The organism is uncultured Campylobacter sp. (assembly GCF_937959485.1).
GTDB lineage: Bacteria > Campylobacterota > Campylobacteria > Campylobacterales > Campylobacteraceae > Campylobacter_B.
This window is the reverse complement of sequence record NZ_CALGPY010000004.1, coordinates 52,847-74,339: the sequence shown is the minus strand read 5'-3', so window position 1 is coordinate 74,339 and position 21,493 is coordinate 52,847. Positions and strand designations below refer to the sequence as shown.

At 47.9% G+C, this 21,493-nt stretch carries 23 protein-coding genes and 1 pseudogene; 12 read left to right on the top strand and 12 right to left on the bottom strand.

Annotated features, from left to right (window positions below; translation table 11 throughout):
- Nucleotides 1–89: 89 nt before the first annotated feature.
- From lolA to Q0380_RS01050, 5 genes are all read left to right on the top strand, one after another.
- Nucleotides 90–602: a LolA-like outer membrane lipoprotein chaperone gene (gene lolA / locus Q0380_RS01070; RefSeq protein WP_298959086.1), complete on the top strand. Its 513-nt coding sequence runs from the start codon at nucleotides 90–92 to the stop codon at nucleotides 600–602.
- A 6-nt stretch (nucleotides 603–608) separates the two neighbouring features.
- On the top strand, nucleotides 609–1,169 hold the full coding sequence (locus tag Q0380_RS01065; protein ID WP_298959083.1) for a low molecular weight protein-tyrosine-phosphatase: 561 nt from the start codon (nucleotides 609–611) through the stop codon (nucleotides 1,167–1,169).
- A gap of 65 nt (nucleotides 1,170–1,234) precedes the next feature.
- Nucleotides 1,235–1,687 (top strand): FxsA family protein, encoded by a 453-nt coding sequence (locus Q0380_RS01060; protein WP_298959080.1) that lies wholly within the window; start codon nucleotides 1,235–1,237, stop codon nucleotides 1,685–1,687.
- Nucleotides 1,684–2,613: a hydroxymethylbilane synthase gene (gene hemC / locus Q0380_RS01055; protein ID WP_298959077.1), complete on the top strand. Its 930-nt coding sequence runs from the start codon at nucleotides 1,684–1,686 to the stop codon at nucleotides 2,611–2,613. Before Q0380_RS01060 ends, hemC begins: the two co-directional genes overlap by 4 nt.
- Before the next feature lie 94 nt (nucleotides 2,614–2,707).
- Nucleotides 2,708–3,472: a hypothetical protein gene (locus Q0380_RS01050; RefSeq protein ID WP_298959074.1), complete on the top strand. Its 765-nt coding sequence runs from the start codon at nucleotides 2,708–2,710 to the stop codon at nucleotides 3,470–3,472.
- On the opposite strand, the gene Q0380_RS01045 is transcribed toward Q0380_RS01050, so the two are convergent.
- The 7 genes from Q0380_RS01045 to Q0380_RS01015 form a co-directional block, all read right to left on the bottom strand.
- Nucleotides 3,459–3,656 carry a hypothetical protein gene (locus Q0380_RS01045; protein ID WP_298959072.1) on the bottom strand — a complete coding sequence of 66 codons (198 nt, stop codon included), beginning with the start codon at nucleotides 3,654–3,656 and terminating at the stop codon, nucleotides 3,459–3,461. The two genes, Q0380_RS01050 and Q0380_RS01045, sit on opposite strands and share 14 nt — an antisense overlap.
- A gap of 62 nt (nucleotides 3,657–3,718) precedes the next feature.
- Nucleotides 3,719–4,717, bottom strand: coding sequence for a hypothetical protein (locus Q0380_RS01040; protein ID WP_298959071.1), 999 nt, complete (start codon nucleotides 4,715–4,717; stop codon nucleotides 3,719–3,721).
- Nucleotides 4,718–4,833: 116 nt separating this feature from the next.
- Nucleotides 4,834–5,190: an MmcQ/YjbR family DNA-binding protein gene (locus Q0380_RS01035; protein WP_298959068.1), complete on the bottom strand. Its 357-nt coding sequence runs from the start codon at nucleotides 5,188–5,190 to the stop codon at nucleotides 4,834–4,836.
- The gene (locus tag Q0380_RS01030; protein ID WP_298959065.1) at nucleotides 5,187–6,389 is read right to left on the bottom strand and encodes a replication-associated recombination protein A; all 1,203 of its coding nucleotides are present in this window, start codon (nucleotides 6,387–6,389) and stop codon (nucleotides 5,187–5,189) included. The genes Q0380_RS01035 and Q0380_RS01030 overlap by 4 nt, the downstream gene beginning before the upstream one ends.
- A 705-nt stretch (nucleotides 6,390–7,094) precedes the next feature.
- Entirely contained in the window at nucleotides 7,095–8,009 is a 915-nt protein-coding gene (gene cysK / locus Q0380_RS01025) for a cysteine synthase A (RefSeq protein ID WP_298959062.1), read from the bottom strand.
- A 9-nt stretch (nucleotides 8,010–8,018) separates the two neighbouring features.
- A complete protein-coding gene (locus tag Q0380_RS01020) occupies nucleotides 8,019–8,432 on the bottom strand; it encodes an Rrf2 family transcriptional regulator (RefSeq protein WP_298786519.1) in 414 nt (137 codons plus the stop codon).
- Entirely contained in the window at nucleotides 8,432–9,703 is a 1,272-nt protein-coding gene (locus Q0380_RS01015) for an aminotransferase class I/II-fold pyridoxal phosphate-dependent enzyme (protein ID WP_298959058.1), read from the bottom strand. Before Q0380_RS01015 ends, Q0380_RS01020 begins: the two co-directional genes overlap by 1 nt.
- A 191-nt stretch (nucleotides 9,704–9,894) precedes the next feature.
- Between Q0380_RS01015 and Q0380_RS01010 the strand changes: the two genes are divergently transcribed.
- From Q0380_RS01010 to Q0380_RS00985, 6 genes are all read left to right on the top strand, one after another.
- Nucleotides 9,895–10,254, top strand: a complete 360-nt coding sequence (locus Q0380_RS01010) for a hypothetical protein (RefSeq protein ID WP_177387463.1) — start codon at nucleotides 9,895–9,897, stop codon at nucleotides 10,252–10,254.
- Nucleotides 10,255–11,169, top strand: coding sequence for an HAD family hydrolase (locus tag Q0380_RS01005; protein WP_298959055.1), 915 nt, complete (start codon nucleotides 10,255–10,257; stop codon nucleotides 11,167–11,169).
- 935 nt (nucleotides 11,170–12,104) lie between these two features.
- A complete protein-coding gene (locus Q0380_RS01000) occupies nucleotides 12,105–12,350 on the top strand; it encodes a DUF2018 family protein (RefSeq protein ID WP_291936998.1) in 246 nt (81 codons plus the stop codon).
- A gap of 1 nt (nucleotide 12,351) precedes the next feature.
- Nucleotides 12,352–13,344, top strand: coding sequence for a polyprenyl synthetase family protein (locus Q0380_RS00995; RefSeq protein WP_298959051.1), 993 nt, complete (start codon nucleotides 12,352–12,354; stop codon nucleotides 13,342–13,344).
- The gene (hemA, locus tag Q0380_RS00990) at nucleotides 13,344–14,897 is read left to right on the top strand and encodes a glutamyl-tRNA reductase (RefSeq protein WP_298959047.1); all 1,554 of its coding nucleotides are present in this window, start codon (nucleotides 13,344–13,346) and stop codon (nucleotides 14,895–14,897) included. Before Q0380_RS00995 ends, hemA begins: the two co-directional genes overlap by 1 nt.
- Nucleotides 14,887–16,605, top strand: a complete 1,719-nt coding sequence (locus Q0380_RS00985; RefSeq protein ID WP_298959044.1) for a proline--tRNA ligase — start codon at nucleotides 14,887–14,889, stop codon at nucleotides 16,603–16,605. Before hemA ends, Q0380_RS00985 begins: the two co-directional genes overlap by 11 nt.
- Nucleotides 16,606–16,693: 88 nt before the next feature.
- Here the strand turns inward: Q0380_RS00985 and Q0380_RS00980 are convergent, their stop codons facing one another.
- The 5 genes and pseudogenes from Q0380_RS00980 to Q0380_RS00960 form a co-directional block, all read right to left on the bottom strand.
- Nucleotides 16,694–17,110 carry a cyclophilin-like fold protein gene (locus Q0380_RS00980; RefSeq protein ID WP_298959040.1) on the bottom strand — a complete coding sequence of 139 codons (417 nt, stop codon included), beginning with the start codon at nucleotides 17,108–17,110 and terminating at the stop codon, nucleotides 16,694–16,696.
- A 53-nt stretch (nucleotides 17,111–17,163) separates the two neighbouring features.
- Nucleotides 17,164–18,131, bottom strand: a pseudogene (locus tag Q0380_RS00975) (alpha/beta hydrolase); the annotation flags it as partial.
- A gap of 234 nt (nucleotides 18,132–18,365) precedes the next feature.
- Nucleotides 18,366–18,602, bottom strand: a complete 237-nt coding sequence (locus tag Q0380_RS00970) for a DUF2798 domain-containing protein (RefSeq protein ID WP_298959037.1) — start codon at nucleotides 18,600–18,602, stop codon at nucleotides 18,366–18,368.
- Nucleotides 18,603–18,690: 88 nt separating this feature from the next.
- Nucleotides 18,691–19,386: an antibiotic biosynthesis monooxygenase gene (locus Q0380_RS00965; protein ID WP_298959034.1), complete on the bottom strand. Its 696-nt coding sequence runs from the start codon at nucleotides 19,384–19,386 to the stop codon at nucleotides 18,691–18,693.
- Nucleotides 19,387–19,438: 52 nt separating this feature from the next.
- Nucleotides 19,439–20,404 (bottom strand): aldo/keto reductase, encoded by a 966-nt coding sequence (locus Q0380_RS00960; protein WP_298959031.1) that lies wholly within the window; start codon nucleotides 20,402–20,404, stop codon nucleotides 19,439–19,441.
- A 182-nt stretch (nucleotides 20,405–20,586) separates the two neighbouring features.
- Here Q0380_RS00960 and Q0380_RS00955 point away from each other — a divergent pair, with 182 nt between their 5' ends.
- Nucleotides 20,587–21,492: an AraC family transcriptional regulator gene (locus Q0380_RS00955; protein WP_298959028.1), complete on the top strand. Its 906-nt coding sequence runs from the start codon at nucleotides 20,587–20,589 to the stop codon at nucleotides 21,490–21,492.
- Nucleotide 21,493 lies beyond the last annotated feature (1 nt).

Genomic DNA, 21,493 nt, shown 5'->3' with positions numbered 1-21,493 from the left:
CATATTAACATATTTTTAGTTTCTATTTAATTAAATCCTAGAAAAACGGCTATAATACGCGCAAATTTTCAAAAATAAAGGCAAAATTTATGAAAAAAACTCTTATTTCTTTAGCGGCAAGCTGCATTTTTGCGTTTGCAGGTGGGATAGAATTTAACACACTGAGCGCAAATTTTTCGCAAACCGTGCAGAGCGATGATGCGAAAATCAGCTACGGCGGCGATTTTAGCGCCACAAAAGAGCACGCCGTGTGGCATTACAAGACCCCTGCGATAAAAAATATATTTTTTAGCTTCACAAAGGTCGTCGTAATCGAGCCCGAACTTGAGCAAGCTATCGTCACGAATATCAAAGAAACCCCGAATTTAACGGCGATCTTAGCTAACGCAAAACCCAATAAAAACGGCGTTTATGAGGCGAGCTTCGACGACGTGAAATATCTCATCGAGATGAAGGGCGATCTGCCGAGCAAGATCAGCTACACCGACAAAATAGACAATAAGGTCGTCATCAATCTAAGCAACGTCCGTAAAAATGCGCCGGTGAATGAGGCGATCTTTAAGCCCTCGATCCCGAAAAACTACGACATCATCACGCAGTAGGCGCGCGTGAGGCTACTTTTCGTCTGTCACGGCAACATCTGTCGCTCGCCGATGGCGCAGTCCGTGATGCAAAATTTCATTAATCAAAGTGGTCTAAGTGCGCACGTGGGCGTGGATTCTGCGGCGACGCACACCGACGAGATCGGCTCACCGCCCTATTACGAAACGCAGCACGTGCTAAAAGAGCAAAAGGTGCCGCTCGTAGCGCATCGCGCCGTGCAGGTCACGCCCGCAGACTACGAGCGCTATGATCTCATACTTTGCATGGATGATGAAAATATGCGCTCGCTGGGGCGAATTTTTCGCGGTAAGGATATGGCTAAGGTAAAATTTCTTTTGGAATTTGCAGGGAAAAATTTTATAGACTGCGATGCGCGAAATTTCAAAGGCGCGGCAAAACGAACCACCTTAAGTTTAAAAGACGCCGGTTCAAATTTAACCGCCTCCGAATGCCTACAAATCGCCGACCCCTACTACACGCGCGATTTTGAGCGCTGCTACGCAGATATCAAGCGCGGCTGCGAGGGGCTTTTGCGATACATTAAAAATTCAGACGGAATTTGCTAAAATCCGCGATTAAATTTTAGCGTCTTTAAAGAGGCGCGATTTAAAGCGATAATTCAAGGAAAAATATGTTTAGGCTTTTGATCGTTCCATATCTGATAATTGAGGCATTTACGACCTATTATTTCGTAAGCGCAAACGGCTTCGCGGCGTATGCGGTGGAGATCGTCATAAGCGCGATTTTAGGCGGATACGTCGTAGCAAACCGCTCGTGGATGGGCTTTTTTAATCTAATGAAAATCTCGCCGAAAGAAATTTTAAGCGGCGTGGGATTCGTCGTAGGCGGCGTTTTTCTCATTGCACCGGGCATTTTCGGCGATATTTTGGGCGTTTGCATAATCACTGCGTCGTTTTACTGCGTCACCAGCGACGTGCCCAAATTTAACGCTAGCAGCGAAAATTCCGAAAAAAGAGAGCGAAAATTTTGGCGACGTAGCCGCGCAAACGACGACGTCATCGACGTAGAAGTGATCGAGGAGAACGAAATCGAGATCCGAAAGAGCATAGGGGAGGAAAAATGAAAAATTTGATTATCGCTACGCGCGGCAGCGTGCTTGCGCTGTGGCAGAGCGAGCATATCGCATCGCTGCTTAACGCCCACGGCATCCAAGCGCAGCTAAAAAGCATGAAAACCAAAGGCGATAAAATTTTAGATACGCCGCTTGCAAAGATCGGCGGCAAGGGGCTTTTTACGAAGGAGCTTGAGGAGAGCATGCTTTGCGGCGAAGCACACATCGCCGTGCATAGTCTAAAGGACGTGCCCGTGGAGTTTCCGCAGGGGCTCGTGCTAGCGGCGATCTGCGCGCGTGAGGACGTGCGCGATGCGATGATCAGCGAAAAATACGCTAAATTTAACGAGCTGCCCCACGGCGCAAAAGTCGGCACCACGAGCCTTCGCCGCAAGATGCAGCTGCTTAGCATGCGCCCCGATTTAGAGATAATCTCCTTGCGCGGCAACGTCCAAACCCGCTTGCGAAAGCTCAAAGAGGGGGAATTCGACGCGATCATCTTGGCGATGGCGGGCATCAACCGCCTAAATTTACGCGCCGAGGTAAAGCACATAGCGCCCTTTGAGGTCTCGCAGATGATCCCAGCTATGGGGCAAGGAGCGCTCGGCATCGAGGCGGTGGACGAGCCGCAAATCCTGCGCGCGATAGAATTTTTAAAAGATGAACGCGCAATCATCGAAACGACCGTGGAGCGGGATTTCGTTAGAGTTTTGGAGGGCGGCTGCCAGGTGCCGATCGGCATCAACGCGCGCCTTGACGGCGAAAATATCTACATCGGCGCCATCGTGGGCCTACCGGACGGCAGCGAGAGCATCCGACAAAGCATCGTCGCGCAAAAATCTCAATACCGAAGCGTAGGCACGGAGCTCGCGCGCGTTTTTATCGAAAAGGGCGCAAAGCAGCTTCTTGCGCGCGCTGAGGAGATGGCGAGCCTATAAAAACGAAATTTACGGAGTTTTAAAATTTGCAAAATTTTAAAATTTCCAGAATTTATGGACTTTTTAAATTTATAAAATTTCCAAAGGTTAAATTTTGAGCTTATTTAGATTTTTTAAAACGGCGGGATTTTCAAAAATTTTTGCCTCGCTCATATTTTGTGCAAGCTGCGCGCTGGGTCTAAACGCGAGCTCTAACGAAGAGCTCGTCCGCTCGCTATTTAGCAACGCAAACTTCGATAAAAATCTTTATTTTAAAGGCGAGATGAGAAGCTATTTAAAGCGCAAATTCTACGCGGCAGATAATTATAGTGAAATCACGGTTGCTCTGCTTGAACGCAGCAGCGAATTTAGCGAGATTTTTCACGTATTTTTGGGCTCTAAAGAGAAGCACTTCGATCTTTACGTCTATACTAAGGAGGACGGAATCTACGCCGTGCGAGTTTTAGCGCAAACCGCTATTATTGAGGCTATCGTAAGCGAATATGAAAAATTTAACGAGGCGCAAAAACGGGAGTTTGAGCAAAGAACCGATGCGGATATCATAAATTTAAAGCTAATCTTAGCGCCTGATAAAGAGCTTATGGAGTTTGGGAAACAAAACCTAGCGGCATTTGAAAAAATTTACGAGCTTTACACAGGCGGCGAGCCCGAGCGCGCAAAGGCGGAGATCAAAAGCCTGCATCTCTCTCACGCCGAGACGGAGGGCAAAAGATTTATACTACTTATCGGCGGGATCACCGATAACTCCGTGGGCTTTTTGCGAGTGCAAGATGAAGCGGATCTGCCGCAAATGAGCCCTAGCGAGTTTATAATGATAGAAAAAATTGCGCCGAATTGGTATCTTTTTAAAACCACATAAAAAGCCGCGCCGCAAGCGTGTTTGAAGCTTCGCGGCGATCTAAATTTAAAAGCGATACCCGCATCTTAATCATATCGCCGATCAAAAATCGAGCTAATTTTAAATTTAAACAGACGGTCTGCAAATTCCGTCTGCCGCGACTTTTGGGCGAAATTTTAAAATTTTGAAGTCTAAATTTAAACAAAGCATCGCCAAAGCGCGCCGCGTCGTCCTAAATTTAGAGCCAACGAGCGAGGCGGCGTAGCCTTAAACGCCACCCGACTTGGACTTAAACTGCGCAAAGTCCACTCCCGTCGCGTCCAAAACCGCCCGCGAATAAAAATAGAGGCTGTAAAATAGCTCATCGTCGTAAAAGTGCTCCTCCCAGCGCTCCTCGTCATTCTCATCGCTCTGCGGCCACAGATATTTTTCCGCAAGCATATCCGAAAAGTTCGCCAGCGGTGCTGCGTGCGAGATCTTATCGGCATCATCGCAAATCTCAATCATAAACGCAAAAAATCCGCCGAGTTTGGTCGCGATAAACTCGGCCGCTTCATTTTCGCCGTTTTCGTCTTTGCTGTTTTCGTTTTCGCCGTTTCTATCCGCCGCAATGTTTCGCTTTTTGCCCGCCGCGGCGTTTTGATTATTTTTATTCGCGTTTTTGCCCGCCGCAGCGCGTGCTTGTATAAAGATACGCGCCAAAAACAGCAGCGCAAAAGGGGTTGCGTGCCAAAGCGTACTTTGATGCTCTATCTTGTTAAAAATCTCGTTAAGCGCATCCTGGAGGGCTTTGGCGTCAAATTTCTCCCGCTCGCTCGTATCCGAGCTCTTATCCGCCGCGCTCGTTTTAAATTTACTCGCCTGGCTCGTTTTAAATTTTATCGCCGCGCTATCCGCACTCTTAAATTCCGCCTCGCCGCACTTCGCCGCGTCCGTTTTAAGCTCCGTCTCTCCGCCCGCTTTAAATTTCGCCGCTTCGTTATCCGCCTTTTTAAATTTAGACTCTCTCTTTTGCGCTAAATTTACGAAATTTTGCACCGCGCCGCATCTTGCCGCATCCGTAGAATTTTGCCCGCAGCCAGGATGATTTTTTAAATTTTGCTCGCCGCCCGAACTGCGCGTCGCATCACAAGCTTCGATTACCCGCGCGAGTTTCTCAAAAATTTTGGGAAATCCGCTCGCCCTGCCGTAAGCGGTCGTGAGCCTGCTCCACGGCACGTCCTGCACTTTTAAATTTGCGATATATTTCAAATTTTGCTCATTCATCCGCGCTCCTTGCGAATATTTTTAAATTTAAGCCTCGCGAGCCGCTAAAATCTGCGCTCTCGGTTCAAATTTAGTCTCTTCCTCACGTAAATTTAAACCTAACCCAGGCGCAAATTCTACCTCGTAAGCTCCCTGCTATGCTCGATTAGATCCTCAATCTGTTCGCGCGGCACCGCGTCAAGGCAGACGCTGATCCAGTGCTTTTTGTTCATATGATAGGCTGCAAAAATTCCTTTTTCGTCACGCAAAATTGCCGCCAAATCGGGCGAAACTTTTAAATTTATCACGTCGCTTGAGCCAGGAAGTGCGCGACCGAGCTTTTCGTTTGCAAGCCCGCGCATCAGAAGTGCAAACCACTTGCGCTTCCCTCCACCGTGACGGAAAACCGCAAAATTAGGATATTCATCCCACAGATACTCGCCGTCCGCACCATAGCGCTGCTTCATTAGTTTTAGGACGCTGCTGAAGTTCATTCTCGTTCCTTAATATCGATCTTTTCTTTACGCAATCGCGCCAGCCACTCATCCAGCGTCTTTTCAAAGCCAATCCCCTTACTTTCGTAAAATTTCGCCGGCTCGCTCATATAGGCCTGTTCGACCCAGCCGCCGAAGTCGTGCGGGTATTTGTAGTCCGCTATCTGCTTGTCGGAGTTGATGAGATAGCGCGGCGTAGGCAGCGGAGCAGCGGAGCGGACGAATTTCAAAGCGGCGTTGATGCCCAAATATGCGGCGTTTGATTTGGGGCTGTGCGCCAGATAGATCGCGCATTGTCCTAAGATAATGCGAGCCTCGGGATAGCCGATCTTGCTGACGGCATTTAGCGTGCTGGCAGCGATATTTAGGGCGTTTGGATTGGCATTGCCGATGTCCTCGCTAGCTAGGATCACCATCCTGCGCGCGATAAAATCCGCGCTCTCGCCCGCATCTATCAGCCTCGCGACATAATACAGCGCGGCGTCGGCGTCGCTTCCGCGCAGGCTTTTTATCATCGCGCTTGCTAGCTCATAATGCACGTCGTCGCTGCTAACGCCCGCAGCCACGGCATTTGCACGCAGCGTACGAAGCGTATCCAGCGTAATGGCGCTGTCTGCCAAAAGCGCAAATTCCAGCAGATTTAGCATACTCCTTGCATCGCCGCTGCTGGAGTTTAGCAGGTATTTTCGCGCCTCCTCGTCCATCTCAAAGCCGATCTCGCCCTGCACCCGCGCCAAAAGCGCCTCCAAATCCTCGTAGCTAAGCGGTTCGAACTCAAAGATCATCGAGCGCGAGCGGATGCCGCTGCTTAGCACGAACTGCGGATTTTCCGTCGTCGCGCCGATGATGATCGCGGCGTAGTTCTCCATCGGGATTAGCAGCACCTCCTGCTGCGTCTTGCTGAGGCGGTGGATCTCGTCGATGAAAATGAGCGGCTTGATGAGAGAGCCTGCGTGCGAGGATAGAATTTTGCGGATATCCTCGACCTTCAGGCTCGTGGCGTCAAGCTCGTAAAAATCGTAATTCAGCTCGCTTGCGATCACGCGCGCCATCGTCGTTTTGCCGCTGCCTGCGGCGCCGAAAAATATGCTGTGCGGGATGCTGCCTGCGGCGACGAATTTTTTAAAAACCGCTACGATCTTGCCCTGCCCCGAGATCTGCTCTAGGCTTTTGGGACGAAATTTCAAGCTCAAACTCATTTTGCAACCTTAAAAATTTTGCCTCGATGATAGCGTTTTTATGATTAAATTTTGAAATTCGGCTAAATTTAAAGAGCGGTTTGGGTTTTACATACGGCGAGGTTTTGAAATTTATACATGCCGCGGGCTTGGAATTTTAGCCGCACTAGCAAGCTTAAAAATTTCAGTAGGATTTTAAAATTTTGTGCCGCGCGTACGGACGGCAATATAAAATTTTGCTTCAAGAACGGATCGCGCAGATTTAGTGGACTTGGTGCATTTAAATTTAATGCCCTGCGTATTGCGCGGTCGCGCCGTCATACATAGCGCGCCCGAAATCAGCTCGACGCGCAAGATGAAATTTTAAAATTTAGCCCTATTTTGGAGCTAAATTTTATCTCGCGACGGGCGGCGAGCTGATAAATCAACAAATCAATAAACGTAAAATCGACAAAGCAAAAAATCGCAATACTTGCGTAAAGTCATCGCGCAACCATCGCGACTATCGCCTCGCCCGCGCAGAAACTATCGTATTAATTCTCGCGCCGGCATAGCGCGAAAAATGCAAAATATAATCTCTAATCGTCGCAATAACCCGCGCGATCGCGCAAATTCATCGCGCTAATTCTAGCGTCCGCATAAAATTTAATCGCGCCAAGCTCTGTGCTCGCGAAAAATGCGTAAAAATTACCGCGCTAACCGCCCCTCTAGCAAAAAAACCGCCGACTATTTGAAAAGCTCGGTAGAAAGGTACCTCTCGCCGGTATCGCAGAGGATCGTAACGATCACTTTGCCCTTGTTCTCGGGCTTGGCGGCGATCTGAGCGGCAGCATAAACGTTCGCACCACTTGAGATGCCCACGAGCAGGCCCTCTTTTTGTGCCAGCTGTCTAGCTGCGGCGAACGCATCGTCGTTCTCAACGCTCAAAAAGCCGTCGATGACGCTTCTGTCGAGATTAGCTGGGATAAAATTTGCGCCGATGCCCTGAATTTTATGCCCGCCCGCACTGCCGCACGTAAGAAGCGGCGAACTAGCAGGCTCCACGCCGTAGGCTTTTAGGTTTGGATTTTTAGATTTTAAAAATTTCGCCGTGCCGCTGAGCGTGCCACCGGTGCCAAATCCCGCGACTAAAATATCTACCTTATCGCCGCTTTGCTCCCAAATTTCAGGTCCAGTGCTTTGAAAATGCGCTTTTGGATTGCTCGGGTTATCAAACTGGCTCGGGATGAAGCTATTTGGAGTGCTCGCAGCCAGCTCATTTGCCCTATCTACCGCGCCTTTCATTCCGAATTTTGGATCGGTTAGCTCGATTTTGGCGCCGAACGCGGCGATGAGCTTTTGGCGCTCGATACTCATCGAGCTTGGCATCGTTAAAATTAGCTTCATACCGAGCTTTGCTGCGATCATCGCAAGCCCCACACCCGTGTTTCCGCTGGTAGGCTCTATCAAAACGCTATTTTTATCGATCTTACCTGAGCTTAGCGCGTCTTTTACGATCTGCCATGCGATGCGATCCTTGACCGAGTGGCTTGGGTTTAAAAATTCCGCCTTGGCTAGGATGAGGGCATTTTTGCCAAACGTATTGATTCTGACTAACGGAGTATTGCCGATGAGCTCCGTAACATCGTTTGCTATTTTCATATTTTTCCTTTAAATGCTGAAATTTAAATACTGAACGCTTCGCGCCATCATCTCTTCGTAGCTGCTTAGAGGCTCGTTAAATATCTTTGCCAGCTTGACGTCAAATTTTTCAAAAAACGCCCGCAGTCCGGGATCACTCATCTGAATGCTAGTCATCCGCAGATCCTTTTCAAGAGCGGTAAAAATTTCACCGAAAGAAATCTCGCTAGCATCTCTGGCTAGGTGGTAACCGCCGTTTTTACCTTTGATGCTACACACTAGCTTTTCGTTTCTAAGGGTATTTAGAATTTGCTCCAAATAATTCTTAGAAACTCCCGTACGCTCGGCGATCTCTTTTATACTTATCGGCGCTACTTCGCTAGCTTTGGCGATCTGCAAAATCGCAGCCAGCCCATAAACGCCCTTTGTGCTTAAAAGTGCCATTATTTCAGTGCCTCACTAAGATCGGAAATCAAATCATTCGCGTCCTCTATACCCACGCTTAGGCGGATTAAACTCGCAGGTACGCCAGCGCGGTTTAGCTGCTCCTCGTTTAGCTGCGAATGCGTCGTGCTCGCAGGATGAGTGATGATCGACTTCGTATCGCCGATATTTGCTACGACGGAGAAAATTTTAACCTTACTAACCGCCTTTAGCGCTGTTTCTTCGCTATCTACGATGAAACTCATCAGACTGCTTGCGTAGCCGTTTTTAAATTTTGCTTTGATCGCGGCATTAAACGGCGAGCTTGCAAGCCCCGGATAATTGACCTGCTTTACCTTCGGATGATTTTGTAAAAATTCTGCGATCTTTAGCGCGTTTTGCGAGTGTTTTTGCATGCGAAGCGGCAGTGTTTCAAGCCCCTGGATGAGCTGAAACGCGTTAAACGGCGATAGCGTCGCGCCAATATCGCGAAGCAGGGACAAGCGAATCCTAAGCGTATAAATGTCGAAATTATCTACTAAATCTGCATAAACTAAGCCGTGGTAGCTCTCATCAGGTTCGTTGAAATGTGCGTAACGCGGATTGCCTTTGAGTTTGGAATTTAATCCTTTGCCCGCAACGATCGCACCAGCGATACTAAGCCCCTGCCCACTTATATATTTGCTAGCGCTGTGGATTACGACATCGGCGCCGTCATCAAGCGGATTGTAAAGCGCAGGGCTTGGGATCGTATTATCCGCAATCGTTACTACGCCGTGCTTATTTGCGATTGTAGCGATTTTAGCGGTATTTGCAACCGAAATTTGAGGATTTGAAAGTGTCTCAAAAAAGATCGCTCTAGTCTTATCGTCGATTAAACCTTCCAAATTATCTGCCGTTTCGGAGTCAAAAATCCTAGCCTCGATGCCGAAACGCTTGATCGTATGCGCCAAAAGCGTAGTCGCGCCGCCGTAAATTTTCTCCGCGATGATGATATTTTCGCCCGCCGCGGCTAAATTTGCCACCGCAAAAAATATCGCCGCCTGCCCACTAGAGACCGCGATTGCGGCTTTGCCGTTTTCCAGCGCCGCAAGTCGCGCCTCAAAAACATCAGTAGTAGGATTTGTCAAACGCCCATAAATCGGCCCTAGATCGCGAAGTGCGAAGCGATCGGCGGCCTTTTTGCTAGAACCGAAGTTAAACGCGGTGCTTTGATAAATGGGAACTGCCATCGTGCCGTAGCCGGCGACGGAGTCGTAACCAAAATGAGTTGCGAGGGTTTCTTTTTGCATTTTCGTCCTTTGTAAAAAATTTGACGAATAATAGCTAAATTTTAAAATAAAGTCAAGTATTTTTATATGATTTTAAAATGCCTATAATACAGGATTTATAGAAAAAATGTTATTAAAATATAGTTTTACAATATGCGTAATTTTGCCAAAATTTCGAATTTTGCTATAATGCGCGCTTTAATTAAGGAAAGATCATGCAAATCAAAGAAAAAGATGAGCGCGTTAAATATATCCGCGCACTAGAACGCTTCGTAAAATCCGCCGTAGCGCTGCTAAAGCGCGAGGATTTCGACGCAGAGCTTTTTGCGAAGCGAATAGCTAAAAACTATGAAATTTTATCTAAAGCGGCCGCTACAAATCTCGATAGTCCCTACACCAAGGCGCTTGAGAGCTTTGCTAAAAACGTCCTTGATGCTAGCGAGGCAGGACAGATCAGCGATGCTGCGTTTAGATCGGCGCTACAGCATGAAGCAAACGCTTTGCAAAAGCTCAAAAATAATAAGAGTTACAAAAAAGACAAGCACAAAATCGATTTTTTAAAGGATTATTAGATGAAAACCGTGATTTTTGATATGGATGGCACGCTGCTCGACTCCTCGCGCGCGATCGAAATCAGCGTCAATAACACTCGCCGCGAGCTCTACGGACTAGCGCCGCTACAAAAGAATTTCATCGTCCACACCATCAACGATCCAAGCAAAAACGCCTTTTTGGAATTTTATGGCAAAACCGAAGCGAGCGCCGAAGAGCTTGCGTTTTTTGAAAAAGAATTCGTAAGCAATTACCGCGATTTCGCCGTGCTTTACGAGGGTATCGAGGATCTTTTGCACTCGTGCAAAAAAGCAGGATTTTTCCTCGCAGTCGCCTCCAATGCGCCTTCCTACACCATAAGCGCGATCTTAGAAAAAACGGGCGTGCGCGGGCTATTTGATCTGGTCGTAGGCGCGGACGAGCAGATGCCATCAAAGCCCAATCCTGCGATGCTGCTACACGTAATCTCGCGCTCGCCGCACAAAAACGCGATTTTTTTGGGCGATAGCAAAAAGGATGAGCTAGCCGCACTCCGCGGCGCGGAATTTTTACAAAATTTAGAATTTCAAGGCGGCAATGACGGCGAGAGCTTAAATGCTAGCCGTGGCACTAATAGAAAGAATTTTAGCGCTAGCAGCGGAAGCTTAAGCTCTTGCGGCGAAAATCTTAACGCAGATGAAAAATTCCGCCCTAACGACACAGATGCTGACGGGGCGGCAACACTAAGCTTTAAAGGCGCTAAAATTTCCGCAAAAGCAGAAGCGACGGAAGACTCACAAGCTGCGGCAGCACGATGCTTTCAAACAAATTTGGCAGATCTAAGAGGCGCAAAACTTGAGTATTTGCAGGTATGCTGGGGGTTTGGCGAGCCTAGCAAACTAAGCCGCAATGCTCTAAGCATCACGCAAGCGCGCGAAATCATCGGCGGAATTTAAAGTAGCCTGGCTTTTGAGGCATAGCTAATTAAAGTAGTATTGTAGCAGGGTAAAATCACGCTTAGGCTCTTAAAACGGAGCGAATTCCATCTTCGCGTGCAACGCAAGCGAAATTAAAATTTAAAAATGATCCTTGCGCGAAAAATTCCACTAGCACGAGAAACCGGGATTTCATCTGCGCGAGTGGAATTTAAAATTTTAAAAGTAGCTTTTGTAGTGCGCGATTTTATCTGCGTGAAAAATGAAATTCCTATTTGTAAAAGGTGGCGGAATTCTAAATTTAGAGATACTCTCGCAGATTAATTTAAAATTTGCCTCAAAATTATAGTTTAAAAATTTAATGCCAAACGCGATTTTAGCATTCTACCGCGTCCATGAAATTTCAAATTCTCGCAAAGCGGCGGCTTTTTAAAATTTTAAAAAGCCTGATCTGTGTTATGCACGCGAGTAAATTTTGTGAGAATAGAATTTACCCGCCGCTCAGAAATCAAGATTTTACCGCACAAGCAAAGCGAAAATCCTCTCCGCCTACGCGAAATTCAAGAATTTTACCGCTCAAATAAAGCGGAATTCTATCCGATCAAGCGAAACCTAAAATTTCACTCGCGCCACAAAATTTTAAAATTTCCGCAAAAAAATCAAGCCGCTTATCTATAAATGTAAAATTCCGCCTATCTGCAAAGCTTCGCGTTTAATACGCCACGCGACCAAGATTAAATTTTTAAATTCCGCTCGCTCTGCCTATCTCGCAAACAAGTAAAATTTTAAAATTTATAGATTCAAAGCCCAAAATCCCGCGCTTAAGCTTAAAATTTACCGCACGCAAGTGCAAAATCTGCTTAATCGCTCCTGTTTAAAAGCCCCGATAGTTTGCCGCGCCCTAACCTAAATTAAATTTTACATTTGCTATAATCGCGAAATTTTAAGGAAGGTAAATGGATATTTTTGAAGGCAGCCCAAGAGAGAAATTTTTTGAAATTTTATCCGCTGCAAGCCCTACTTTGGTGCAAAACGAAATCGAAGAAGCTCTAATCCGCCTAATCGCCTGTGAGCGGCTCTGCGAAGCGCGCGGCATTAGCGAGCGCGAGATCGAAAGCTTCATCGCGCAGCAGGATCTACAAGACGAGCTAAACGACAAATTTTTGCAAATAAGCGGAAATATCCTAAGTAACGACGAGTAAAATGCTAGATCAAATTGATTTAATTATGAAAAGTTTCATCGCAGATTGCGGATATGAGCCCGCTAGCGAGATGTTTGATAGGCTAAGCCCCGGCAAAAAACTGCGCTCCAAGCTACTGCTAAACATCGCGCAAAAGGATGAAAAATCGCTGCGTCTGTGCGCGATCATCGAGCTCATTCAAGCCGCAAGCCTGCTGCACGACGACGTCATCGACGAAAGCTCGGTGCGCCGCGGCAAGCCCTCGATAAACGCCACCTACGGCTCCAAAAACGCCGTGATGTTGGGCGACATACTCTATTCCAAGGCATACTTCGAGCTTTCTAAATTTGAAAGCCGCATCGCCGCCGCGCTTTCAGGCGCTGTCACGAAACTAGCCGTGGGCGAGCTGATGGACGTGAGCTTAAGCAATGATTTTAACGACGATGCGAGCAAATACCTGCAGATGATCTATCTAAAAACCTCCGCTTTGATCGAAGAAGTCGCGCGCTGCGGGGCGTTTTTAAAATTCGGCGGCGCAGAAAATCGTGGCGAAATTTCAGATATAAGCTGCGCAAAAAACGAGGATAGGAATCCGAACGCTGCGAAAGATCATGATAAAATTTTAAGCGCGAGTGTAAAATTCGGCGAATACGGCAAAAACCTTGGGCTTGCCTTTCAGATCATCGACGACATCTTAGACGTCACGCAAAGCTCAGAAGCGCTAGGTAAGCCGAGCTTGAGCGATTTCGCGGAGGGTAAAACCACTCTGCCCTACATCTATTTATACGAAAATTTAGATGATGCGCAGCGGCAAAAGCTAAAATCATTTTTTAAAAAGCAGCTGCGCCAGAGCGAAATTTCATGGATCAAGACGAAGCTTAGCGAGCACGGCATTATCGAGCGCTGTATAAACGAAGCTCGTGCCTACGGGCAAAAGGCGCTCGAAGCCGTGGCGGAATTTAAAAACGACAAGCTGGAGCAAATCGTGCGAGATATGATAGATAGGGAGTTTTGATGGCGTATATGAGCGTGAGCTTCACCCACAAAAACACGGATATCACGGTTCGCGAGAAACTTTCGTTTTCAAACGATGTGCGCAAGAAAGAAATTTTGCGCCTTTTGGCTTCAAACTCCGCGATAGAGGAGTGTTTGGTGCTTAGCACCTGCAACAGAGTAGAAATTTTTACCGTCGTAAGCGACTTTGATGAAGCGCAAAAGTTCGTGCTTTTGGCACTTTCGCGCATTAGCGGCGTGAGCTACGACGAGCTAGCCGAGCGTGCCGATATTTACGAAGATTACGGCGCTATACACCACCTTTTCGCCGTCGCAGCCTCTCTTGATAGCCTCGTAGTGGGCGAAACGCAGATTGTAGGCCAGCTCAAAGACGCCTATAAATTCGCGATGCAAAACGCTCGCGCCGGCGCGCAGATCGCAAGAGCGATAGATGAAGCGCTAAAGTGCGCGGCGCGCATCCGCAACCAAACCGAAATTTCAAAAAATCCGATCTCGGTCTCAAGCGTCGCCGTGGCGATGGCAAAGGAAAAACTGGGCTCCTTGCAGGGCGCGGACGCCGTGGTAGTGGGCGCGGGAGAGATGAGCGAGCTAGCGTGCAAACACCTGCTCGCAAGCGGCGCGAATATCACGATCTTAAATCGAAATTTAGCCGGCGCGCGAAGGCTGGCGGATTCTTTGATCAGCGCGGAGTCCGGCGCAAATTCGGAAAATAGTGCGGATCTAAATCGCGCGGATGTTAATCTAAATAACGCAAGCGCGAACTGCGGCGTAAATTTAGACGCCGGCGCAGATTTAAACTGCGCGGAAGCTGGCTCAAACGGCGACGCGGGCAGCTGCGCGGCTACGGATAAAATTTCTACGGCAGGCTGCCGTGCGAGCTACGATGACGCGGGCGGCGCGAATCTAAGCGACGGCGCAAATGGCTACGCGGCTCGCATCAAGACCGACGCGCTGGATAATCTGAAAAAATATCTAAACGTAAATAGCCTATTTTTCAGCGCTACGGGCTCGCAAGAGCCGATCATTACCGATAGCTTGTTAGAGCCCAAAAGCTTTAAGCGATATTTTTTCGATATAGCCGTACCGCGCGACGTGGAGCTTAGTCAGAGCGAGGACGTCGAGGTTTACAGCGTCGATGATCTGGAGGAGATCGTAAAGAAAAATTTGCTGCTTCGTGAGGAGCAGGCGCAGATCGCTTACTCGATCGTGGCAAAATGCACGAATGAGTTTTTCAAATGGCTCAAGGCGGCTGCATCCACGCCGATCATCAAGGCTTTGCGTCAAAGCGCGAAGCAAGTAGCCGAGCTAGAGCTAGCCAAAGCGCTTAAAAAGGGCTATCTAAAGCACAGCGATGCGGAGGAGGCGCGCAAACTGATCCATCAGGTTTTTAAAGCGTTTCTGCACGCTCCGACGGTAAATTTGAAAAACCTTGGCGAAGCGGACGATGCTGACGGCACAGTAAACGCGCTGGTCGAAATTTTTGAACTGCAAGAAAGCTACGAAAAATTTTTAAATCAAGAAAACGAGAAAAAGGACAAACAGAATGAAATTTAGCAAGCTTTTCGCTCCGAGCCTCAAAGAGGCCCCTAGAGACGCGGTACTACCTAGCCACGCGCTTTTGATCCGCGCGGGATTTATCGAGCAGCTGGGCAGCGGGCTTTATAATTTTTTGCCGCTAGGAAGGATAGTGCTGGAGCGGATCTGCGCCGTCATCAGGCAGGAGATGGATGCCGCGGGCGCGCAGGAGGTCTCTTTTAGCGTCGTGACGTCTGCGGATGCATGGAAAAAAAGCGGTCGCTACGCCAAATACGGCAAGGAGCTGCTGCGCTTCAAAGATCGCAAGGATAACGACTTCGTGCTAAGCCCAACCAACGAGGAGGCGGCGGTTTTGATGGTAGCGGATAAGATCACGAGCTACAAGCAGCTGCCGCTAAATATCTATCAGATCAATACGAAATTCCGCGACGAGGCGCGCCCTCGATTTGGGCTTCTGCGCGGACGCGAGTTTACGATGAAGGACGCTTATAGCTTCCACGCAGACGCTGCGGATATGAAGCGCGAGTTTGAGGTAATGAGGCAGGCGTACTCGCGGATTTTTACGCGACTGGGGTTAAATTTTCGCGCGGTCGATGCGGACAGCGGCGCGATCGGCGGCAGCGGCAGCAAGGAGTTTATGGTGCTAGCGGATAACGGCGAGGACGATATCGTCGTGTGCAAGCGCTGCGAGTATGCCGCAAACATCGAGGCTGCGCGCCGTGCGCCAAAAACTACGAACGCCGCCGCGCCCGAGACCGACGGTATGATGAAATTTAAAACCCCCGCGATGAAAACGATCGATGCGGTGGCGGAATTTTTCAAAGTGGATAAATTCTACACCATCAAGGCGGTGATCAAAAAAGCGCTATACGAGGATCGCAGCGAGATCGTAGCGTTTTTTATCCGCGGCTGCGACGAGCTGCAAGAGACCAAGGCGCAAAACGCCTGCGGCGCACTTGAGCTTGCGGATGCTAGCGAAGATGAAATCGCGCGAGCTGGCTTTACGGCGGGCTTTTGCGGACCTTTCGGGCTCGGCGAAGGAGCGAAATTTTACATCGATACCGAGCTAAAAGGAGCGCGCGAGATGATCGCGGGCGCGAACGAGCCGGATTACCACTACGTGGGTGCTAGCGTGATAAATTTTAACGAATCGCGCTTTGCGGATCTAGCCGCCGTGGGCGCAGGCGACGCATGTCCGTGCTGTGGCGGCGAGCTTAGCATTACAAAAGGCATCGAGGTGGGTCATATCTTTCAGCTCGGCACGCGATATTCAGAGCCGATGGGAGCGCGATTTTTGGACGCAAACGGCAAGGCTCGTGCGTTTTACATGGGCTGCTACGGCATCGGCGCAAGCCGCCTAATCGCCGTGGCGATCGAAAGCAGCCACGACGAGCGAGGCTGCATATGGCCGCGCGAGCTGGCGCCTTTCGAGCTTGAGATCATCATTTCAAACCACAAAGACGCGGCTGCGGTAGAATTTGCCGAGAAACTGTACGAGCAGTGCCGCGCGCGCGGAGTTCGCGTGCTACTCGACGATCGCGCAGAGCGCTTCGGCGTGAAGATGAATGACTTCGAGCTGATGGGCTTTCCGTACGCAGTGCTCGTGGGCAAGGCCCTAGCGGAAGGAAGCGTCGAGTTTATCACCCGTACAGACTTAAAACGCGAGAGCGTAAGCGCGGATGAAATTTTAAAACTTATCGAGAAAAAATTAGCCGAGAAAAATTAGTAAGCGTATGGAATTTAGCCCTAAATTTGGGTTAAATTTTGCCGCCATATTTTGAAATTTGCGAGCTGATTTTACGGCTACGGCGGATTTATTTTGCTGGCTCTATCCTGATCTCTGCATCTTTTGCGACCGAGCTCACGTCGCCCTCGATCACGCCCAAGCGTACGATGCCTTCATAGTAGGGCTGATAGCCGTAGTAGATGACAAAGTTATTCCACGGAGCGAAGTATGAGATCTCGCCTTTTTTGCCGTCGCTACCGACTGGAGATCCGCTTATGTCAAGCCGTTTTGGCAGCTTAGCTACCTTTTCGCGTCCGCCGTAGTCCTCTAAATTTAGCGTTAGCGGCAGCTGTGCGGCAAAACTTCTTGCTGCTGCCGTATCATCTAGGATAGCCGTCGCTTCGCCGTTAGAGCCCTTTAGGACTATCTTTAAATTTTGCATTTTCTCTCCTGCTGCTAAATTTAACCCCGCAAAAAGCATAAAGACGGCTAAAATTTTTCTCATTCTTGTCTCCTTTATCTCTCAAATTTACCCTCGCAAGGTGCAGGGGCAGCGGTTTATTTCAAATTTGCTTTGAAAAATTCCTCAAATTTATCGTATGGGATCTTGTTGTTTTTATTGTCATATAGGTCTGTGTGCACGGCGCCCGGGACGATAACTAGCTCTTTATTTTTATTGCCAAGAGATTTAAAAGCGTCCTCGCTAAAGTATCTTGAGTGCGCTTTCTCGCCGGCTACGATAAGAGTCGGAGTTCTCATCTCGCTAGCGTAGGCAAGGATCGGCATATTTATAAACGAGATAGGGTTTGTGACGATCCAGCCGCTCTCTCCGCTGTTTGAGTTTACAGAGCGTTTGTGATATCCGCGCGGCGTGCGGTAATAGTCAGCATACTCAGCGATAAACTGCGGCGTGCTTGCGTCTATCTTTTTTGGATCAACGTTTATCGCACCCGTATATGCCGGTTTGCCATTTTTAGCATCGACCCAGCGTTGCTCGGCTAGCTTCTTTTTAGTTTCATATCTCTCATCGGCGCCTACGCTATCGTTGTAGCCTTTTGCCATCACTCGCGTCATATCATACATCGTGCTGATTGCAACCGCCTTTATGCGAGGATCGGCAAGAGCTGCGTTTAGAGCAAAGCCGCCCCAGCCGCATACGCCTAAAATGCCGATTTTATCTCTATCTATATTGCTCTGGGTGCCTAAAAAATCCACCGCCGCGCTAAAATCCTCGTGTTTATCTCTGGGCTTGCTAAATTTCTTGGCTCGCCGCCGCTCTCTCCGGTGTAGCTTGGATCAAAGGCAAGCGTGATAAAGCCGCGCTCGGCTAAAGTTTGGGCGTAAAGGCCGCTTGATTGCTCTTTAACCGCGCCAAAAGGTCCGCTAACTGCGATCGCAGCAGCTTTACCATGCAAATTTTTAGGCGTATAAAGATCGCCGACGATCTCCAGGCCGTAGCGATTTTTAAATTTGACTTTCTTGTGGTCTACCTTATCGCTTTTGGCGAAAATTTTATCCCACTCGCTTACCATCTATACCGCTTCTAACGGTGATTTTACCACGTTTGTGTTAGCCATTGCATTACCTCCTAAAATAAAACTTGACGCTACAAGCGTCGCCGCAAATTTCTTAAGATTCATCTCTTCTCCTTTAAATTTTTGATATTTTGGCGAGCTTTGGATTTTCCTTGTCCCGCATACCGTTTTGTTGTGGCGCATTATATTTGTATGTTAAATTTTACGTTACCTAAATCAGTAAATTTACTTTTGCGACTTATCTACGCAAATAGCTTTAGTAAGCTTCGTAGTTAGCGGCGAGATTACAAGTATGCTAGGATACGCCACAGCGAAAGCTTTTGCGTAACCGGCCATCCAAATGCCAAAAAAACCATCGGCAAACCCCAAATTTACGTATGTAAGTACGCCTGAGATGATAAGCGACATAAAAAGCGCCATAATAAACGCGAAAACAAACCTAAAATACCTAATATCTATCATTTTTTCTCCTTTTTTAAAGTCTAGTTTGAGACGGTTTTTACGCCAACACATTCGGCGACGCTCTCACAAAACCGTCTAAATTTAGTTTTTATTTGCGGGGCTTCATCTTGCTAAAAGAGTAATTGTTTTTTAGCGCAAAACCCTCAAACATAGCAACCATATCGTCGCGCGCCTGCACAAACTCCTTAAAATGCGGCGTCTGCCTGTGCGCCTCATACGCGGCCTGGCCAGCGTAAATTTCAAAAAATATCCACTGGTTCGGCGCATCTTTTAGCGTGAAGGTAAAAAGCGCCAGCACGCCGCTTTCTTTGGCGAGACTTGCTTTCATCTCCTTCATCAAAATTCCTTCAAATTTGGCGTTGTCTTCAGGTCTAACCGTAATCTTAGCTAGGCGCATATGGGCGCTATTTAGCGCAGCCTCGCTAAGCTTCTTCTGTCCTAAAAATTTGGTCTCTACGTCAAATTTATGCTTACTTGCGAGCAGATTCGCGCTACCGTTTAAAAATCGCTTGAAATGCTCCGAGCTCGCGTGCCGCTCATAGGCCGCCTCGTCTGCGTAAATTTCAAGCACGTAGATCTTTTCGGGCTCGCCCTCTGCGCTCGTAAAAAACATCGCCAAGGTGCCGCTTTCAAGCTTTTGCGAGTTTGAAAGATTGTCCATACCTAGAGCCGTGAGCTCATTTAAATGCTCAGGCGTCGTTTCAAGCGCAAACAACCCTATTTTAGGCTCCGCAGCCAGTAAATTTAAAGCAGTCAAGCACGGCAAAATAGCTTTTTTAATCATCATTTTCCTCATTTATTATCTCATCAAGTTCGTTAAATTTCACCTCGATCCATTACATCGAGCCTTCCCACTCGCCCTTGACCGTTACGCCTGTTTGCTTGGCGGCGGCTTCCAGTTGCGCTACCTCGTCCGTGCTCAAGCTTATCTCGCTAGCGCGCTCGGCGTCGTCCACTTGCTCTTTTTTAGTAACGCCGATGATCGGCACCGCGCCCTTTGCGATCGCCCATGCCGTGGCTATTAGCGCTGGCGTCGTGCCGTATTTTTTAGCGAGGCTTCGTTGCACCTCAAAAAGCGGCTCTAATCTCGCAAGCGTTTGCGGCGGAAAGGCCTCTCCGCGGCGAGTGTCTGCAGGCATCGGGTTATCCTTCGTGTATTTACCGCCCAGCGCGCCTTGCTCCAGCACCATGTAGGCAAACACCGCTATGTCCTCGTCTTTGCAATACTTCAAAATCCCGCCATCCTCGATATTCGTGTAAAGCAGGCTGTAATGATTTTGGATTGCGTCTAGCTTGAACCCTACCTTTTTTAATAGCTCGTTTACGAATTTTATCTGTTCCAAGTTGTGATTTGAAACGCCTACTTTTCGCACTTTGCCCGATTTTAGCAATGGTACGAGCTGCGCGCTCCAGCGCGGCACGTCGTCGGTATTGTGGATCCAGTAAATGTCGATTGCGTTCTTGTGCAGCGTTTTTAGGCTACCCTCTAAAAACTCCTCCATCGCTTCGTCGCCCCTACCTTGCGCTAAAATCGGCGTAAATTTGGTCGATATTATCGCATCTTTGCGCTCTTTTACGAACTCGCCTAAAATTTTTTCGCTGGCGCCGCTTCCGTAAACCGTGGCCGTGTCCCAAAGAGTGAGTCCCTTGCTCATCGCGTAATCAAAAACTGGCTTAAGCTCCGCCTCGCTTAGGCGGTTGCCAAACACGCTGTCGCCTCCGGCGATACCGCCAAAACCCCACGACCAAGTGCCAAGTGCGACTGCCGGGATTTTAAGCTCTCCTAATGAAATTTGCTTCATGATTTCTCCTTTGATATCGTACGCTGTGATCTAAAATCCTCAGCGAACCGCTTTGTTTTATGGAGAGCATTATATCTGTATTTTAAATTTTACGCTAGAACGATTCTGTAAATTTCATGCCTAATTCTGCAAAATTTCTAAAAAGTTGTATAATTTTGCAAAATTTAGTTTGGAGGCGCAAAATGGCTGATATAAATTTACTAAAAGAGCAGACAAAAGAGTTTTTATTAGACAGATACGGCATAGTGGGATCTACGCAAAGTGATATCGACTCGCTTGACTTTTATATCAGCGACAAAACGCATGATTTTATCAGCGCGGTTTATGAGCCGTCATTGTGCATAATATTACAAGGGGCAAAGGCGATCGGCTTTGGCGATGAGATGTACGGATATGACGAGCGAACCTATGCGCTGGCTTCTACTCATGTGCCATTAAATGTAAGCCTAAAGGACGCCTCAAAAGAGAAACCATACATCTCGCTTCGCATTAAATTTAGCCTTGATGAGGTCTATGAAGTGCTAAAAGGCGTGGACGTAAAAGAGCAGAGCCTACAAAAAAGCGAAAAAGGTATATTCTTTGGCGAGCTAACGGATGAGATATTAGAGCCTGCTTTGAGGTTTGTTTGGCTGCTAGAAAAGCCAAAAGAGAAGGTCAAATTCCTCTCAGACCTTGCTAAAAAAGAGATACTTTACATGCTCGCAACAAACGACAAAAGCGGCTATTTTTTAAGTAAATTTGCGATGCAAGGCAGTGTTTCAAATAAAATTTCAAAAGCCGTAACAAAGATAAAAAATGAGTTTTCGCAAAAGCTAAATATGAAAGATGTCGCGCGCGAATGCGATATGAGCGAGTCTTCGTTATATCATAACTTCAAAATCGTAACCTCGCTAAGCCCCATAGCTTTTCAAAAAAAGATCCGCCTAGAAGAGGCTAAAAACCTGCTCGTAAATAAAAATATCGGCGTTGCGCAGGTAGCATTTGACGTAGGATATGAGAGCGCATCGCAGTTTAGCCGCGAATACGCAAGGATGTTTGGCGTACCGCCTAAAATTCACAGCGAAATTCTACGCTCCGGCGTGGCATGAG

What these genes read in the sequence shown, in the direction of transcription:
- lolA (WP_298959086.1), top strand. Translation starts at nt 90, where the DNA reads ATGAAAAAAACTCTTATTTCTTTAGCGGCAAGCTGCATTTTTGCGTTT.
- Q0380_RS01060 (WP_298959080.1), top strand. Translation starts at nt 1,235, where the DNA reads ATGTTTAGGCTTTTGATCGTTCCATATCTGATAATTGAGGCATTTACG.
- hemC (WP_298959077.1), top strand. Translation starts at nt 1,684, where the DNA reads ATGAAAAATTTGATTATCGCTACGCGCGGCAGCGTGCTTGCGCTGTGG.
- Q0380_RS01040 (WP_298959071.1), bottom strand. Translation starts at nt 4,717, where the DNA reads ATGAATGAGCAAAATTTGAAATATATCGCAAATTTAAAAGTGCAGGAC.
- Q0380_RS01035 (WP_298959068.1), bottom strand. Translation starts at nt 5,190, where the DNA reads ATGAACTTCAGCAGCGTCCTAAAACTAATGAAGCAGCGCTATGGTGCG.
- Q0380_RS01030 (WP_298959065.1), bottom strand. Translation starts at nt 6,389, where the DNA reads ATGAGTTTGAGCTTGAAATTTCGTCCCAAAAGCCTAGAGCAGATCTCG.
- cysK (WP_298959062.1), bottom strand. Translation starts at nt 8,009, where the DNA reads ATGAAAATAGCAAACGATGTTACGGAGCTCATCGGCAATACTCCGTTA.
- Q0380_RS01020 (WP_298786519.1), bottom strand. Translation starts at nt 8,432, where the DNA reads ATGGCACTTTTAAGCACAAAGGGCGTTTATGGGCTGGCTGCGATTTTG.
- Q0380_RS01015 (WP_298959058.1), bottom strand. Translation starts at nt 9,703, where the DNA reads ATGCAAAAAGAAACCCTCGCAACTCATTTTGGTTACGACTCCGTCGCC.
- Q0380_RS01005 (WP_298959055.1), top strand. Translation starts at nt 10,255, where the DNA reads ATGAAAACCGTGATTTTTGATATGGATGGCACGCTGCTCGACTCCTCG.
- Q0380_RS01000 (WP_291936998.1), top strand. Translation starts at nt 12,105, where the DNA reads ATGGATATTTTTGAAGGCAGCCCAAGAGAGAAATTTTTTGAAATTTTA.
- Q0380_RS00995 (WP_298959051.1), top strand. Translation starts at nt 12,352, where the DNA reads ATGCTAGATCAAATTGATTTAATTATGAAAAGTTTCATCGCAGATTGC.
- hemA (WP_298959047.1), top strand. Translation starts at nt 13,344, where the DNA reads ATGGCGTATATGAGCGTGAGCTTCACCCACAAAAACACGGATATCACG.
- Q0380_RS00985 (WP_298959044.1), top strand. Translation starts at nt 14,887, where the DNA reads ATGAAATTTAGCAAGCTTTTCGCTCCGAGCCTCAAAGAGGCCCCTAGA.
- Q0380_RS00980 (WP_298959040.1), bottom strand. Translation starts at nt 17,110, where the DNA reads ATGAGAAAAATTTTAGCCGTCTTTATGCTTTTTGCGGGGTTAAATTTA.
- Q0380_RS00970 (WP_298959037.1), bottom strand. Translation starts at nt 18,602, where the DNA reads ATGATAGATATTAGGTATTTTAGGTTTGTTTTCGCGTTTATTATGGCG.
- Q0380_RS00965 (WP_298959034.1), bottom strand. Translation starts at nt 19,386, where the DNA reads ATGATTAAAAAAGCTATTTTGCCGTGCTTGACTGCTTTAAATTTACTG.
- Q0380_RS00960 (WP_298959031.1), bottom strand. Translation starts at nt 20,404, where the DNA reads ATGAAGCAAATTTCATTAGGAGAGCTTAAAATCCCGGCAGTCGCACTT.
- Q0380_RS00955 (WP_298959028.1), top strand. Translation starts at nt 20,587, where the DNA reads ATGGCTGATATAAATTTACTAAAAGAGCAGACAAAAGAGTTTTTATTA.